This window comes from Micromonospora sp. NPDC049559 (assembly GCF_040676675.1).
GTDB lineage: Bacteria > Actinomycetota > Actinomycetes > Mycobacteriales > Micromonosporaceae > JBFAPK01.
Map to the genome: position 1 here is coordinate 147752 of NZ_JBFAPK010000009.1, position 15304 is coordinate 163055.

The following is a 15304-nucleotide window of genomic DNA, read 5'->3' on the forward strand; positions in this document are numbered from 1 at the left end:
CGCGCGGCGCGGGTCAGCCCGGCCAGCCCACGTGTACGGTGACCCGCTCCCGCAGCTGCTCGTTCATCAGCCAGAGTTCGCCGGTGGCGGGCCAGTAGGAGAGGTTCTCGGTGTTGCGGGGCGCCTGGGTCCAGGTGGTGGTGGAAACCCCGCCGGTGCCGCGGTGCAGGCAGCTGGGGTAGTCCACGCCGTTGCCGATCTCGTCGGCGTACTCGGGACAGACCCCGGAGATGACGAAGTAGCCGTTGTACGACACGGCGCCCTGCATGCCCCAGACCGGCGAGGCGAACGCCTCCACGGCGTGCACGTAGCCGTCGGTGCCGACCTTCGGCAGCTCCGTGTCGCCGTCCAGCGGCCACCGCACGATCCGGCCGCCGCCCCGGGTGGTGTGTTCGGCGGCGACGAAGGAGCCGGTGCCGCTGCGGTCGAGTGCGAGGCTGGCGAAGCAGGGCCGGTCGCCGGTACCGCTGGCGCAGCCGCCGCCCTCGTACCAGTAGGCGCCGGTCTGCGGCAGCGCGTAGGCGTGGTAGCGGGCGTGGAACTTGCCGTCGGTACCGCGTCCCACCTCGGCCGTGGCGGTGTCCATGGCCCAGATGTGGCTCAGGTCGAAGACCCGCAGCACGGCGCCGCCGGTGGCCACGAACAGCCGGTTCCCGTACCAGAAGAGGCCGTGCCCGTGCCCGGCGACGGCCTGGAAGTTCCCGTCGGCGGTCGGCTCGACCAGCAGCACGTGCCGGTACCGCAGGGTCGCGAGGTCGAGGAAGGAGACCCGGATGAACGAGTCGTCCGAGTAGTGCCAGGTGGCGGCGACCACCCGCCGCCCGTTGAGTACCGTGCCCGCGGACTGCGCGTCGCCGGAGCCGGTCACCCCCTGCGGGATCCAGACGTTCTCGTCGTCGTCCTCGCCGTCCTGCCAGCAGAAGCCCCGCGGGTTGAGCGAGGCGGTCAGGTAGGTGGAGTGGCACAGGTTCCGCCCCTGCCGGTTGGCGCCGTCGAGGACGGCGGCGAGCCCGACGGGGGTGAGCCGGGGGTCGCGTTCGAGGGCGGTGACGCGGCTGCCGTACTCGGTGAAGGTGTTGCCCGAGACGAGCCGGAAGGCGCCGGCGTCGATCTTCGGGAAGGCGGCGGCGGCCTCGGCCCGGCCCGGCACGACCAGCGCCGCCGCGACGATGAGGAGAAGGCTCAACAGCACGCGGATCCGATACATCTCGATATCGTGGCACCCGTCACCGTGATCGTCAAATAGTAACCATTGATCTGTCAATTATGAAGATTATTGCCATCCGCCGGGACGGGTAGGATGCCATCCGTGATCCCCATCGAGGCCATCGCCGCCGCGTACGGCCGGTGGATCACGCCCGACCTGCCGCTCTACGGCAACGACCACGAGCGCACCGACTTCGCTCCCTGACAGGTCCCGCCGCCCGGCGCCGCCGCCGGGCCGGCAAGCAGCGCATCCGAGCACCCCGCGGACCCGGCGACACCGGGTCCGGCGCAGACCTGTCCATGCCCCCCCTCCGTCGGGAGCGATCTCACCGTGTCACGAACCGCCCCACCTCCCCGCGCCGAGACCGGCGCCCTCGCCGTACTGCGCGCCCCGCAGGCCGCCCGGGTACTGACCGCCAGCACGCTCGGCCGGATCCCGGCCGGCACCGCTCCGCTGGCCCTGCTGATCTTCGCTCGCGAGACCATGAGCCTGGCCGCCGCCGGCCTGCTGGTCGGCGCCTACACCGCGGGCGTCGCGATCGGCCAGCCGATGCTCGCCCGGATCGCCGACCGCCGCCGCCAGCCGCCCGTGATGTGGCTCGGCGTCGCCGCCTCGACCGCCGGCTTCGCGCTCACCGCGGCGTACCCGCACCTGCCGGTGGTGCTGCTCGCCGCCGCGCTGGCCGGCGCGGGCGCCCCGCCGTTCGAGTCCGGCCTGCGGGTGCTCTGGCGCGACCTGCTGCCCGAGCGGCAGGTGCACACCGCGTACACGCTGGACACCGCCGCCCAGGAGCTGATCTTCGTGGTGGGGCCGGTGGTGACGCTGGCCGCGGTCGCCGCGGCCGGACCCTCCGGCGGGCTCTACGCCTCCGCGCTGCTGCAACTGGCCGGCACCGCGTGGTACACCACCGCGCCGGTGGTCCGCCGGTGGCGGGGCGAGACCGGGGTACGGCACTGGGCCGGGCCGCTGCGCGCCGGCCGACTGCGGATCATCCTGGCCGTACTGCTGCTGGTCGGGGCGGGCGTGGGCAGCGTGGCGGTCGCCGCGACCGCGTACGCCGAGGCGGCCGGCACCCGCTCCTGGGCCGCCTGGCTGCTCGCGGCCCAGGCCGCCGGGGCGCTCACGGGCGGCCTGCTCTACGTACGCTTCGCGGGGCTACGCGCCCGCAACACCCTGCTCGCCGCCACGCTCGCCTTCGCGGCCGGCTACCTGCCGCTGCTGCTCACCCCGCCCGTGCCGGTCATGCTGGTGCTGATGGCGGTGAGCGGGCTGGCCCTGCCGCCGCTGCTGACCGTCGCCTTCGTCACCATCGACCGGGTCGCCCCGCGCGGTACCGCCGCCGAGGCGTTCGCCTGGGCCGCCTCCGCCTTCACGGTCGGCAGCGCGGTCGGCTCCGCGGTCAACGGGGCGCTGCTGGACGGCACCGGCAGCGTCACGGTCGGGTTCGTCCTCGCGCCGCTCGCGGTCGCCCTGGCCGCCGCCACCGCCCTCGCCCTCCGCCGTCGATGACGCCCGGCGGGCCCCTCGCCAGCTCCCGCGGCTGACGAGGGGCCCGAGGTGCGTCCTCCGGCGACGGTGCCGCCGCCGGAGGTTTGCCCGCGCCTACACGGCGCAGGTGCGGCCGTGCTGGTTACAGAACTTCCCGTCCGGCGTGTAGTAGTTGCCCCGGCTGTCCGGTACGCCGGTGGGCTTCTTCGGCTTCGGCGGCGCGGGCCAGGTACCGCCGGAATTCTTGCCACTCCCGCCGGCGCCGTAGATCCCACCGCCGTAGAGGTCGAAGAAGCTCGCCTTGCACGGGCAGTACGTTTTCTTGCCGTGCGGGTAGTTGCCCCAGACCGTCAGGGGCTTGGGCTTCACGCCCTGCGCGTACGGCTGGTTCGGCTGGATCACGGGCGCCGCGTCGGACTGGTAGTTGCAGGTGTCCAGGCCCACGTAGTCGCACATGACGCCGTGGATGGTGCCGGTCACCCCGCCCATCGTGTCCCAGACCTCGCCGGTCTTGCCCAGCAGCGGCTTCTCGAGCCACTGGACGGCGTTCGTCCCGTTCGCCTCCACCGCGTTCCAGAGCCGGGCGGTGCTGGCGACCTCCCGGCTGGCCAGCTTCCCGGCGAGCTGGGCCGTCCGGACCATCCCCAGGCCGATCTTGCCGACGCCGGGAACCGCCCCGAAGATGTCCATGGCGCAGTCGACTCCCGACCCGCCCCCGGTGCAGTTGTGGATCGCGTTGATCGCACCGACGCCGAAGGAGAGGACGTTCAGCCCCACCACGATCCCGGTGGCGATCGCACCGACCGGGGTGAACATCGAGGCGACCAGTGCGGCCGTACCGATGACCGGCGCGGCGTACTTGGCGGCCGTCGCCACGGCGTTGCCGACCGTCTTGGCCGCGTTGCCCACCGCCCTGGCCGCGGTGCCGACGGCGTTCTTGACGCCGTTCCAGAGCTCGCCCCAGAAGAGGCCGGTCGGGTCGGCCTTGGCGATCGGGCTGTTGTTGGCGTACGTGTAGCCGTGCATCTGCTGCGCGTCGGAGAGGTCCATCACCGGATCGACGGAGATGAACCGGCCGAGCAGCGGGTCGTACTGCCGCGCGCCCAGGTTGGTCAGCCCCGTGGAGGAGTCGATCGTGCCGCCCACGAACCCCCGCTCCCCCGGGAAGGTCACGGCGGCCCCGCGCGGAGCGCCGAACGGCGCCTGCCGGCGCTGGACGACCCGCTGGGTCGCGCTGTCGACCGAGAGCTGGGCGGTGCCCTGGTGGTCACTGGCCAGCCAGGTCACCCCCGCGGCGGTCCGCATCGCCACGGTGTTGTCGCCGTGCTGGTAGTACCGGGTGCCGGTGAGCCTGCCGGCGACCTTGTCCAACCGCAGCTCCTGACCGTCCAGGTAGAGGGTGCTGCCGGTCGGGTCGCGGCGGATGAGGCGGTTGCCGTCGGCGTCGTAGACGTACTCGGTGGTCTTGTCGTCGCCCTCGGTCAGCCTGGTCAGTTTCCCCGTCTCGTCCCAGGTCAGCACCGCGTCACCGCTGCTCAGGTCGCGGCGGGTGGTGTTGCCCGCGGCGTCGTAGCCGTACTCGTCGGTGCGGGTCGCGCCGCCGGGCTCCGTCGTCGTCACCGAGGCGAGCCGGTGCGCGCCGGCGGCCGGGTAGCCGTAGCGGCGGACGGTGTCACCGGAGAGCGCGTGCCGCGTCTCGGTGAGCCGGTTGCCCACCAGGTCGTACGTGAACGACTGCCAGTACGGGGCGGGGCCGGCCAGCGCGGCGGCGTCCGGTGCGGTGGCGCAGCCGCCCGCCGGCGTCCACGCCTCGGTCAGCCGTTGCAGGTGGTCGTACCGGAAGCACTGCACGTCGGCCGGCTGCTCCAGCGGCGTGTTCGCCACCGAGGTGACGTTGCCGGACGGGTCGTAGGCGTAGTGCAGGTCGGCCTGCATCGGCCGGGGCAGTTCGGCGTCGACGACGGTCCGGTCCAACCGCCGGGTGCTGTCGTCGTAGTAGTACGACTGCCAGACCCGCCTGCCGGCGTCGCCGAGCTGCACCCGGGCCACCTCGCCGTACCGGGTGAACGCCGTGTCGGTCACGTAGTTCACCGTCGGCCCGCCCGCCGGACCACCGCTGAGCCTGCTCGGGCCGGCCACGTCGTCGTACTCCCGGCTGACGGTCTCCTCGGGCAGGTCGCCGATCCTCGGGTAGGCGGTGCCGTACGCGGTGCCGTCCGGATTGAACGACTCGTACGTGGTGTAGGTACCGGCGAGCGTCTGCTCGGACTCGGGGATCGTCACCGCCGACTCGCCGACGTCGTACAGCGCGGTGTAGCTGGCGATCGTCCTGGTGTAGGCGGAGGTGCCGACGTAGCGGGTGGCGGAGGCGAGCCGCCCCTTGCCCTTGAGCGCCGTGTCGTAGCTCCAGGACGCGAGCACGGTGTTCCCCGACCGCAGGGACGTCTTGCGCCCCAGGTCGTCGTACCCGTAGGTCAGCGTCGTGTCGCGCGCGTCGGTCTCCGAGACGAGCTGGCCCGCGTCGTCGTACGTCATCGTGGCGACGCCCTTGTCGACGTCCTCCACCCGGGTCTGGTTGCCGCGCAGGTCGTACTCGAACCGCCAGGTGTTGCCGGCCGGGTCCGTGATCGAGGCGGGCTGGCCCGCCCTGGTGTACGTGTACGTGGTGGCGTCGTAGGCGCCGCTCGGCTGGCCGCCGTGGTATTCGCGCAGTTCGACGGTCTGGCCCCGGGCATCGGTGATGGTGGTGGTGGCGATGCCGCCCTGCGGGGGCGTGACGTGCACCCGGTCGCCGCCGTACCCGGTGGTGGTGCGCCACTTCTCCTGCCCGCCGGCCTGGAAGATTTCGGCCGTCTTGCGGCCGGCGCCGTCGTACCGGGTGAGGGTGAGGCCGGGCACCGCGGTGTCGCTGGCCACCCAGAGGTTGTCGTCCACCGGCGCGTCGTTGAAGTACGGCTGGGTGGCCTTGTAGACCCGCCCCTGCGAGTCGTAGCGGGTGTCGGTCAGCAGCCGGCCCCCGCCGACCGCCGGCTCCTGCTTCTGGCGCAGCCGCTGCAGACCGTCGTAGATCTCCTTGCTGGTGGTGTAGTTCCCGTTCGGCCCGACCGAGGTGGTGGTGACCACGTTGGGCGCGTCGTTGCGGATCAGGTACGCGAACTTCGAGCTGGGGCCGTCCGGGTAGTCGGACCTGAGGCGGTTCGCCAACCAGACCGCGGCGGTACGCCCCAGCGGGTCGTAGCCGGTCTCGGTACGGCGCTTGTTCTCGTCCACGACCACGGTCTCCTTCGCCCACGCGGGCTCCAGCGTGGTCGTCACCGTGTGCCCGAGCGGGTTGGTCACCACGGTCTGGGTGGCGGGCCCGCCGGCGGCCGGCGTGTAGGCGGTCCGGGTGACCTTGCCGCGCGCGTCGGTGACGGCGGTGACCCGGCCGTAGGCGTCGTACTCCGTGGCCTCCCTGCGGACGTAGCTCGGGTCGGCGCCGGCCGGGTGGTCCTTCAGCTGCTCCGTCACGGTCGGGTTGCCGGCCGAGGGGACCTGCCCCGGCGCGTTCCCGTCGTAGCCGGTCCGCACGTCGCTGATGGCGTCCCGCGGGTAGCTCGCCGTCGCGCCGCAGGCCACCCCGACGGTCTCCTGCCGGTAGGGGAAGTCGAGCAGCCATCGGTCGGTGTTGCGGGCGAACCAGACCCGGGTGCAGCGGTCGTCCGCGCCGGTCGCGGTGTCGCCCAGGTCGTTGGTCCGGGTGAGCAATCCCCGGTCGTCGTAGGTCGACTCGGTCCGGGTGGTCCGCCAGCCGCCGCCCGCCAGCGCCGTGTAGGTCTGCTCGGCCCCGGTCCGCACCAGGTACGCCTTGAAGGCGCCCCGGGTGGCGGTCGGCCCCTGCCAGGTCGGATCGGTGATGGCCTTGCTGACCACCCGATCCGTGTCACCGTCGTAGGTGATGGTCTCCAGCTCACGGCCCTGCAACCAGTCCTCGTCCGGCCGGGGCGCGCCCTCGGTGGCCGAGACGCTGACACTCCGGGTGCCCGTCGGCAGCCTGTCGCCGTTCATGCCCCGGTAGAACCGCTGTTCGATCTTGCCGGTCGGCCCGCTGGGGTCGTCGCGCTTGCCGCTCCGGATCACCACCCGGGCGAACCCGCGGAACTCGTCCCAGGTCCGCTTGTCGTCCTTGGTGAACTCCGAGGTGTCGTAGTGCCAGGCCGCGCCGTCGAGGTACTCGTAGTCGGTGACCTGCTCGGTGTTGACGCCGCTCCGGTCGGACTGGGTGACCTCCGCGACGACGTACTTGTGGAAGTAGTCGGTCCGCTCGGCGTAGTCCCGCTTGTTCCACCGCACCGGGAAGCAGCGCTTGGTGTTGGTCTCCGGGTTGGCCGGCATCGAGACGTCGGCGACGCAGTCCGGGTCGGCGTACCTGACCGAGAGGAGCCCGCCGCTCTCCGAGATCACCCCGGTGATCCGGTACCGGTTCAGCGGCGCCACACCGTCGATCTCGTACACCCGGTTCGGCATCTTGGTGCCCTCGAAGGTGACCGCCGGCAGCGCGACCGACCCGCCGACCAGACCGGTGTGGGTGATGCCGTGCAGCCAGAGCGTCGCCTTCTCGGCGTCGCCCGGATCGGGGAACTGCTGATCCAGCGTCCACGCGTCCACGTCCGTGAAGCCGGCGCCGCGGCGGACCTGCGTGGTGATCTTCGTAAGTCGCTTCGTGGACCAGAACGTCGGCGAGTAACGGTCCTTGCAGGTTGCCGTGTCGCACCTGTCGTCCCAGGGCACGTCCGGCCAGTTGTCCTTCCGGTCCGGCGTGCAGGTGCTGCCCGGTACGCACCGGTCGGCCACCGCGAACACCACCCGCCCGGTCGCCGGCTGGCCGTCCCGCAGGCCGTACTCGATGCCGCTCAGCGTGCCGCCGCGGGTGTAGGAGACGGCCGTGTCCTTGAGGTTCAGCCCGTACGAGTTCGTCTCGGCGTCGTACGTGTAGATCATCGTGTTGCCGTTGCGGTCGACGACCCTGTCCAGGTTCCACCGCCACGCCTGGACGCAGTGCGAGGCGTCGAACGTCGCCCCGTGACACGGTTCGCCCGTGTCGTCGCCGAAGACCGGCACGGTCCAGGTGGACTTCGCCTCGGGGCGCGAGCCGAAGAAGTACTGGGTGCCGTCGACCCGGGTCACCTTCCAGTACTCGCCGTCGTTGTCGCCGTTCCCGGCACCGGTGAGCCGCTCGATGCGTGATCCGTCGTCGATTTTGCTCCGCCACCGGCCGTCGCCGTCGCAACAGATCAGCATCCCGCCGCCACCGTTGTAGGTACCGATCGCGTTGTCGCTGCGCCAGCAGAGGTCGCCGACGCCGGTCGGCGGGGTGGTACCGCCCGTCGTGTCCTCGGCGCAGGGCAGATAGGTGCGTTCGATGAAGCCGGGCGACAGGTCCCAGCCGTCACCGACCCAGGAGGCCTGGTTGTTGGTCGCGCTGGTGCGGCCGTCCACCAGCGACGACGAGTAGCTCAGCGACAGCTCGGGATCCAGGCCACCCGGCGACGGCGGTACCCGCAGCGGGTATGACCAGGAGAAGTCGCCGGTCTGGCCGGAGACCTCCCAGGTCGCCGACGGGGACAGCGGGGTCGCCTTCGCGGTCCCGCCGCCGTCCGCCGGCGTCTCGTGCGGCGGCTGGTCGCCGTGCAGCGCGCTGTCGGTCGCCTGGTCCGCCGACCGGGCCGACACGGTCTCCGGCTCCACCGCCGTCGACCCGGTCTCCGGCAGCGGCACCGACGGGCCGCCCGCCGCGACCGCGACCTCCGGGCGGACCAGCACGGCCGCCATGCTGGCGGCCAGCACGGCCGCCATGACCGCCGCTATCCGCCGACGTGTTACTCCCACGGGTTCTCTCTCTCCAGCTCGAAGGTGCGGTCAGTCGACGGTCGGTACGGCCTCGGGAAAGATCGGCAGGAGGTCGGGGACCTGGGCGAGCACGTAGCCCAGGCGTGCCTCGACGGTCTGGCCCTCGCAGTCGTCCTCCAGCGACACGAAGTGCTCGTTGCCGAACTGGCAGCGGTAGATCGCCCGGCTCTCCTGGTCGGTCGGGGCCGCGGACCAGATCTGCCCGGTCACGCCGCGCACCCGCTGGCCCTCGCAGTTCGCCAGCAGCGACGGGAACTCGTCGGTACCGGCCAGGCAGCTGAGGAGCTGCTGGGTGCCCGGCTGCTCCACCAGCGAGACCAGTCCGGCGGCCCCCTCCGCGACGTACCCGGGCGGGGTGCCGTCCGCCACCGACATGTGGTCGGTCGCCTCGTACGAGTAGCGGTAGCGGGTCAGCGGGGCGTACGCGAGCGCGTGGCCGAGCACCATCTCGTTCGTCGCGCCGCCGCAGTCGGCCCGCCGCGACTCGAAATGGTCGGGGCCGGTGTTGCACCGGTAGACCGGGATGGTCGCCACGTTGGTCGGCGGGGTGGCGTAGACCGAACCGATCTCGCCCACCGTCGTTTTTCCCTCGCAGGCGGGGTCGGCGGAGGTGAACCCGTCGGCGCCGGCCTGGCAGGCGTAGAGCGTCCGGGTGTTGTCCCGCTGGCTGGGCAGGAGCATGCCGAGCGTGGCCTCGAAGTGGTAGCCGTCGCGGATCGGCGCGTCGGTGCTGCCGGTGTAGTGGTCGCCGGCCGCGTTGACGAAGCTGCCCAACTGCCCGCCGGCCGGCGCGGGCCAGCCCGCCCGGACCGCTGTCCGGTCGTCGGAGACCGCGCCCTGGAAGATCATCAGTTCGTCCACGGCACCCGGGAAGTGGTCCGTGAGCGCGCCGTTGAACTTGCCCCGGCCGATCGAGAACGTGCCGGTCGCCGCCCAGAGCGCCACGTTGGCGCGCGAGCCGGCGAGCTTGCCGTCGACGTAGAGCCGCAGCTGCCGCGCCGCGTAGTCGTACACGCCGGTCAGGTGCGTCCACTCGTTGACCTTGGGCGGGAGCAGCGACGGGACGTAGACCAGCTCGGCCGAGTCGGCGTCCTCGGTCGGCCCGCCGAACACCCACCGTTGCAGCGCCGGCCGGTACTGCAGCACGAACCCGCTCATCCGGCTGCCGTCCTGACCGACCAGCGTGGCGAGCTGGTCGGTGCGGGAGAGCCTGGCCCAGGCCGAGACCGTGAAGCTGTCCCGCATGTCCACGACGGGCTCGCCGACCAGCGCCTCGCCGGTGCTGCCGTCGAGCTGCAGGGCGGTGCCGCCGACGCCGACCGGGTACGAGGCGCCACCCGCCACCGCCGCGTCCGGGTGCCGCGACGTGTAGTCCCGGCCGGTCCCGTCGTCGAACCGCCACGCGCCCATGACCGGCGTACCGCCGTCGTCGTGGACCCTGCGGACCTCGCCGTCGGAGAGCGCCCGCGGGTACGCGCGCACGTCGTCGATGCCGCGCGGGAAGAAGGTGGCGTTCGCCCCGTTCCACTTCCCCCGCCCGATCGTGAACGGCCCGGTGGCGTTCCAGGTCGAGACGCCGACCTGCGCGGCCGAGAGCATGCCGTTGACGTAGAGGCGCAGCTGGCGCAGGGTCGCGTCGTAGACCACCGCGAGGTTGGTCCAGGCGCCGACCACCGCCGTCTCGGTCGAGCTGAGCACGGTGCCGCTCGCGTTGTCCTGGTCGGTCCGGGGAACCACCACCGACCACCGGTTGTTGCCGGCGTTGTAGACGACCGCGAACGAGCTGACCCGGACGCCGTCCTGCCCGACCACCGTCATGTTGGTGGTGCCGCCGCCGCGGGTCAGGTACGCCCAGGCGGTCACCGAGAAGCTGGCGCTCGTGGTGAGGACCGGGCCGGCGGTCTCGGCGTACCCGGAGGTGCCGTCGAGCCAGGCGGCGTTGCCGGAGCGGCCACCGACCCAGCCGGTACCGCCCCTGAGCGTGGCCGTCCGGCCCCTGCCGCTGGCGTCGGCCACCGTCGTGCCGGCGCCCTCGTCGAACCTCCAGCTGCCGGCGTCGGCCGTCGGCAGCGTCTCCGCCCCCTGCTGCGCCGGGTACGACCGGTAGAGCCCGTAGACCCGCTCGGAGTCCAGCACGCCGGTGTAGAGGCGGACGTCGTCGATGCCGCCCGGCCAGTTCCGGTACTGGGTGCTGGCCGTGCCGCCGCCCTTGCCCCGTCCCAGCTGCAGCCCGCCCCCGGCCGACCAGGGGTTGTTGAGGGTACCGTCGCCGACCCGGGTGCCGTCGACGTAGAGCCAGACCTTCCTGGTCGCCGCGTCGTAGACCCCTGCCAGGTGCACCCAGCGGTCGAGGTCGGCGGGTTCGGTGGCGACCACGGCCTTGGTCACCGCTGCGTTCGCCGCGTCGGACTCCGGCATCTCGAACATCCAGGAGCCGCGCATGTGCTGGTCGTCGTCGATCACGTGACCCAGCCGGAACTTGCTGGTGTTCTGGCCGTCCACGGTCACCGCGTTCGTCTTGCAGGCCGAGTACTCGTCCAGGTCACAGTCCTTGCCGGTGAGGTAGACCCAGGAGGAGACCGTGAAGCTCTGCGCCGTGCTCAGGTCCAGTCCCGAGGTCGAGACCGCGTCGTCCACCCCGTCGAGCCGGACCGCGTTGCCGACCCGGCCGGGGGCGAAGCCGGCACCGCCGGAGAGGGTGCCGCGCCGGCTGCCGACCGCGTCGGCCGCGTTCGTACCGGTCGACTCGTCCAGCGCCCAGTTGTGCACCAGCGACAGGTCGCGCCCGGCCATCGCCCGGATCTCGTCGGCGAAGAGCGCCCGGCTGTAGAGCGTCACGTCGTCGATCGCGCCCGGCAGGTAGTCGATCGGGCCGCCGTTCCACTTGTTGCGACCGATCTGCACCTTCCCGGTGGCGTTGTTCCATGCGCCGGCGTGCGCGGTGCTGGCCGCCAGCACCCCGTTGACGTAGAGGTTGAGCCGCTGGTTGCCCGCGTCGTAGACGCCCGCGACGTGGGTCCAGACGCCGGGCTGGGCGGCGCCGCCGATCGCCCGGTGCGCCTCCCCGCCGCCGTTGACGTCCTGGGTGAACATCGTGAACGACCAGCCGCCGCCCGGGTCCGCCTCGACCTTGAAGGCGCTGGTGGTGTTCCCGTCCTGGGAGACCACGCCGTAGTGGCCGCCGACCCGGTCCAGCCGCACCCACGCCGCCGCCGCGAAGCTCGTGCTGGTGTCGACCGCGTGCGGCGCGCTGACGTATCCGGTCGCGCCGTCCAGGTGCAGCGCCAGATCGCCCGGGTTCGGGCTGGTGGTCTGCCCGCCCGCCCAGTCGGCGGTACCGCCCGGCGTGCCGTTGCGGCCCTGCCCGGAGGAGTCCACCGCGTCGCCGTCGAACTTCCAGTTGCCCGCGGTCACGTTCGACTGGCTGACGAGGCCCTGGATCTCCGCCGCGGAGATCACCCGGCTGTAGGCGCGTACCTCGTCGATCGCGCCGGCCCAGTAGTTCGCCGCCGGTTCGCCGTTCCACCTCCCCCGGCCGATCTGGAACGGGCCGGTGGCGTTCCACGACGTCACCGTCCGGGTCGCGGTACCGGCCAGCGTCCCCTTCACGTAGATCCGCAGCTGCCTGGCCGGCGCGTCGTAGACCCCGACCAGGTGCGTCCAGACGCCCGTCTCGGCCGGAACCGACGACGACACCAGGTCGGACGCCGCCGCGGTACCGTCCGACTGCGGCATGGCGAAGACCCATCTGCCGCCGTTCTCCGGCCGGTACCAGAGCCCGAACCCGGCGGCGTTCGTCCCGTCCTGGCTCAGCACGGCACGGGGAACGTTCCTGTCGCTCAGGTTCACCCAGGCCGCCACCGAGAAGCTCTGGTCGGTCCGGAACGCGGGCTTGTTCGTGGTGGCGTAACCCTGGGTGCCGTCGAACCGCACCGCGCCCTTGACCGCGCCGTCGGCGACCAGCGTCGCGCCGGTGGCGAGGACCGCCATCTCGCCGCCCGCCACCGCGTTCACCGCCGTGGTGGTGCCGACCTCGTCGTCGAACCTCCAGTAGCCGACCTGCACGTTGTCCCGGCTGACGGCCGCCGCCACCTCGGCGTCGGTCACCACCCGGTCGTAGAGCTGCACCTCGTCGACCGACCCGACCCAGTTGTCGACCAGCGCGCCGTTCCAGAGGGTCTGGCCGACCCGGACCGAGCCGCCGGCGTGCCACGGGTTCGCCGTCCGGGTGGCGGTGCCGGAGAGCACGCCGTCGACGTAGAGCTTGAGCTGCTTGCGGGGCGCGTCGTAGATCCCCGTGAGCTGGGTCCAGACCCCGAGCTGGGCCGGCGCGGCCGACCAGGCCATGTCGGCGCCGGCCGCGCCGCTGTCGGCCAGCGGCAGGCCGAAGACCCACTTCCCGCCGTTCTCCGGCCGGTACCAGAGGTCGAAGCCGGCGAAGGCGGTGCCGTCCTGGCTGACCGCGGCCCGGGCGAATCCGCCGGCGTCCAGCCTCACCCAGGCCGAGACCGAGAAGCTGGTGTCGGTACGGACCGCGTTCGGCGCCGTCACCACCCCGGGGCCGCCGTCGAACTTGAGCCCGGTACCGACCGCGCCGGCGCCGTACGTGGCGCCGCCGGTCAACGTACCGTCCCGGTCGCCGAGGAACGCCGTGTCCTCGGTGCTCCCCTCCAGCGGCCACTGGGCGTACGGGCCGTTGCCGGCCCGGACGTAGAAGTGGTAGACGCGGGTGGGGCTGCGGTGCCCGGCCCGGTCGACGCTCTGCACGTAGAGGTCGCGCGGGCCGTCGCCGGACGGCGCGAGCGTGACGGTCGCCGGGCCGCCCAGCGCGGTCGCGTCCACGCTGGTCGACGGCGGATCCTGCCAGCCGTACAGGTAGTGGTCGATGTCGGCGACGCCGGCCGCGTCGAAGGTGAACTGGTCGGGCACGCCCACGCCGCCGTGCCAGCGGTTGTCCTCCCGGTAGAGCGGCGCCGAGACGCCCGGCTGCTGGGCCACACCGACCTGGTCGACCACGAACGGTCCGGGGCCGGTGCCGACCGGGCCGCCGCTCGTCCCGTCGTCCGCCCAGACCGTCCACGAGACGGTCTGGCCGTTGCGGTTGCGCAGGTCGACGTCGGTGCTGAAGGCCGCCCCGGAGATCTGGTTCGGCCCCCAGTCGCGGTGTTCGGTGGCACCGCCGCCGGTGATGTCCCACCTCGGCCGGACCAGGTCGTTGTCCGGGTCGGAGAGCCGGGTCTTCAACCGGATCGACTGGTCACCCACGTACGACTTGCCCGCGCACCAGCGGCACGGCTTGGGCAGCGGCGGGTCGGTGCCCAGTTCGTACGGCGCGTTCGGGCGGGTGTTGAAGTTGACCACCAGGTTGGTGGCGTTCGGGTCGAGCTTGCGCCAGGCGTAGCCGTCGGCCTCGTCGACCGCCGCGATGAAGTACGTCGAGACGCCACCGGGCCGCAGCCGCGCGGTGGCGTTGAACCCGAGCGGCTTGTACCCGGCGCAGTTGGTGTACGCCACGCCGGCCGACCTGACCTCCAGTTCCGCTCCCCACGGGGCGTTGTTCCAGGTCGTACCGCCGTCGATCGGCCGGTCGGCGAGGAAGGCCCGCAGGTCGCGCGACTGGCACGACGGGCTGTACGTGATCGTGGTGTTCAGCGCGGCGGAGAGGATCTGCTTGCCGGCCAGGAACCCGGTGTCGTACTGGAAGTAGCTGCGGGCCTTGCCGATGCCGTTGCAGGCCGTCGAGGGCCAGCACAGGCCGACCTTCGCCTCGCCGCCGTCGATCCCGCCGAACCAGTACGGCTGGTTCGAGTAGCCGGAGAAGACCTTGGCCCAGGCGGTCCGGGCCGGGCTGTCCCAGTTCGGGTCGACCGTCACCGGGAAGCGGGTCGCCGGGTCGTCGAGCAGCCGCCGGTCAGGGCTGAGGGTGAGCGCGCCCGGGTCCACGGCGACGCGGGCCACGGCCGTCGCGGTGCCGGAGTCCCACATCGCCGAGGGCGGTGCCGCGAAGACCACCGCGCCGCCCGCGTCCCGCGCCTCCAGCGCCCCGGACTCCTTCGCCCGGACGGTCACCCCGGTCGCGGCCAGCGCGAGCCGGATCCGGCTCAGCGCGGGGTTCCGCGCCGCCGCCGCACTCTTGATCACCAGATGCTGGAGGTACCCGTCCACGTCGGCCCGCATCACCAGGTCGACGCCGGGCAGCACCTCGGCGTAGGTCGCGCTCGCGCCGTCCACTGTGGGTACCGGCAGCCGCCCCGGCCAGCTCAGCGCGATCGACTTTCCGCCCCGGCCGTAGCGGACGAGCGGCGTGCCGGTACCGCCACCGGAGAAGGTCAGGTCGGCGTCGGCCGCGCGCGGGGCGAGCGTACCGTCGGCGCGGCGGACCAGGGCCGGGTCGGCGGCGACCCACCGGTCGCCCTGGCGCACCCGCACCGTGCGGGGGCTCAGCTCCGCCTCCAGGGTGCCGTCCGGCTGCGCGTGCACCAGCCGGTCCCCGGTGGTCAGCTCGCTGATCGCCACCGGCGAGCCCTGCCGTACCGCCGCCGTGATCGCCGTACCGGTGTCCGGTGCCTCGGCGACCCGCGGCCCGCGGTACCTCGGCGCCGGTCCGTCGAGCGGTGCCGAGGCGACCGCCAGGGATGAGATCAACAGCAGCGCCCCCACCGCGGCGCCCGTCCGCCCCGGCCGCCGAAGAAACCGGCGTACTCCGAATTGCCGCACAGC

The 15304-nt window shown here is 72.7% G+C and carries 4 protein-coding genes; 1 reads left to right on the forward strand and 3 read right to left on the reverse strand.

The genetic code is table 11. The features are described from left to right. Positions 1 to 13 precede the first annotated feature (13 nt). Entirely contained in the window at positions 14 to 1207 is a 1194-nt protein-coding gene (locus tag AB0J86_RS13600; protein WP_363856734.1) for a hypothetical protein, read from the reverse strand. 330 nt (positions 1208 to 1537) lie between these two features. Here AB0J86_RS13600 and AB0J86_RS13605 point away from each other — a divergent pair, with 330 nt between their 5' ends. Next, positions 1538 to 2716, forward strand: a complete 1179-nt coding sequence (locus tag AB0J86_RS13605; RefSeq protein WP_363856736.1) for an MFS transporter — start codon at positions 1538 to 1540, stop codon at positions 2714 to 2716. Positions 2717 to 2809: 93 nt separating this feature from the next. Here the strand turns inward: AB0J86_RS13605 and AB0J86_RS13610 are convergent, their stop codons facing one another. Together AB0J86_RS13610 and AB0J86_RS13615 are read right to left on the reverse strand one after the other, a co-directional pair. After that, complete coding sequence (locus AB0J86_RS13610) at positions 2810 to 8563, reverse strand: RHS repeat-associated core domain-containing protein (RefSeq protein WP_363856739.1); 5754 nt, start codon at positions 8561 to 8563, stop codon at positions 2810 to 2812. Positions 8564 to 8593: 30 nt separating this feature from the next. Then, a complete protein-coding gene (locus AB0J86_RS13615) occupies positions 8594 to 15229 on the reverse strand; it encodes a LamG domain-containing protein (RefSeq protein WP_363856741.1) in 6636 nt (2211 codons plus the stop codon). Between the last annotated feature and the right edge of the window lie 75 nt (positions 15230 to 15304).

What these genes read in the sequence shown, in the direction of transcription:
- AB0J86_RS13600 (WP_363856734.1), bottom strand. Translation starts at nt 1,207, where the DNA reads ATGTATCGGATCCGCGTGCTGTTGAGCCTTCTCCTCATCGTCGCGGCG.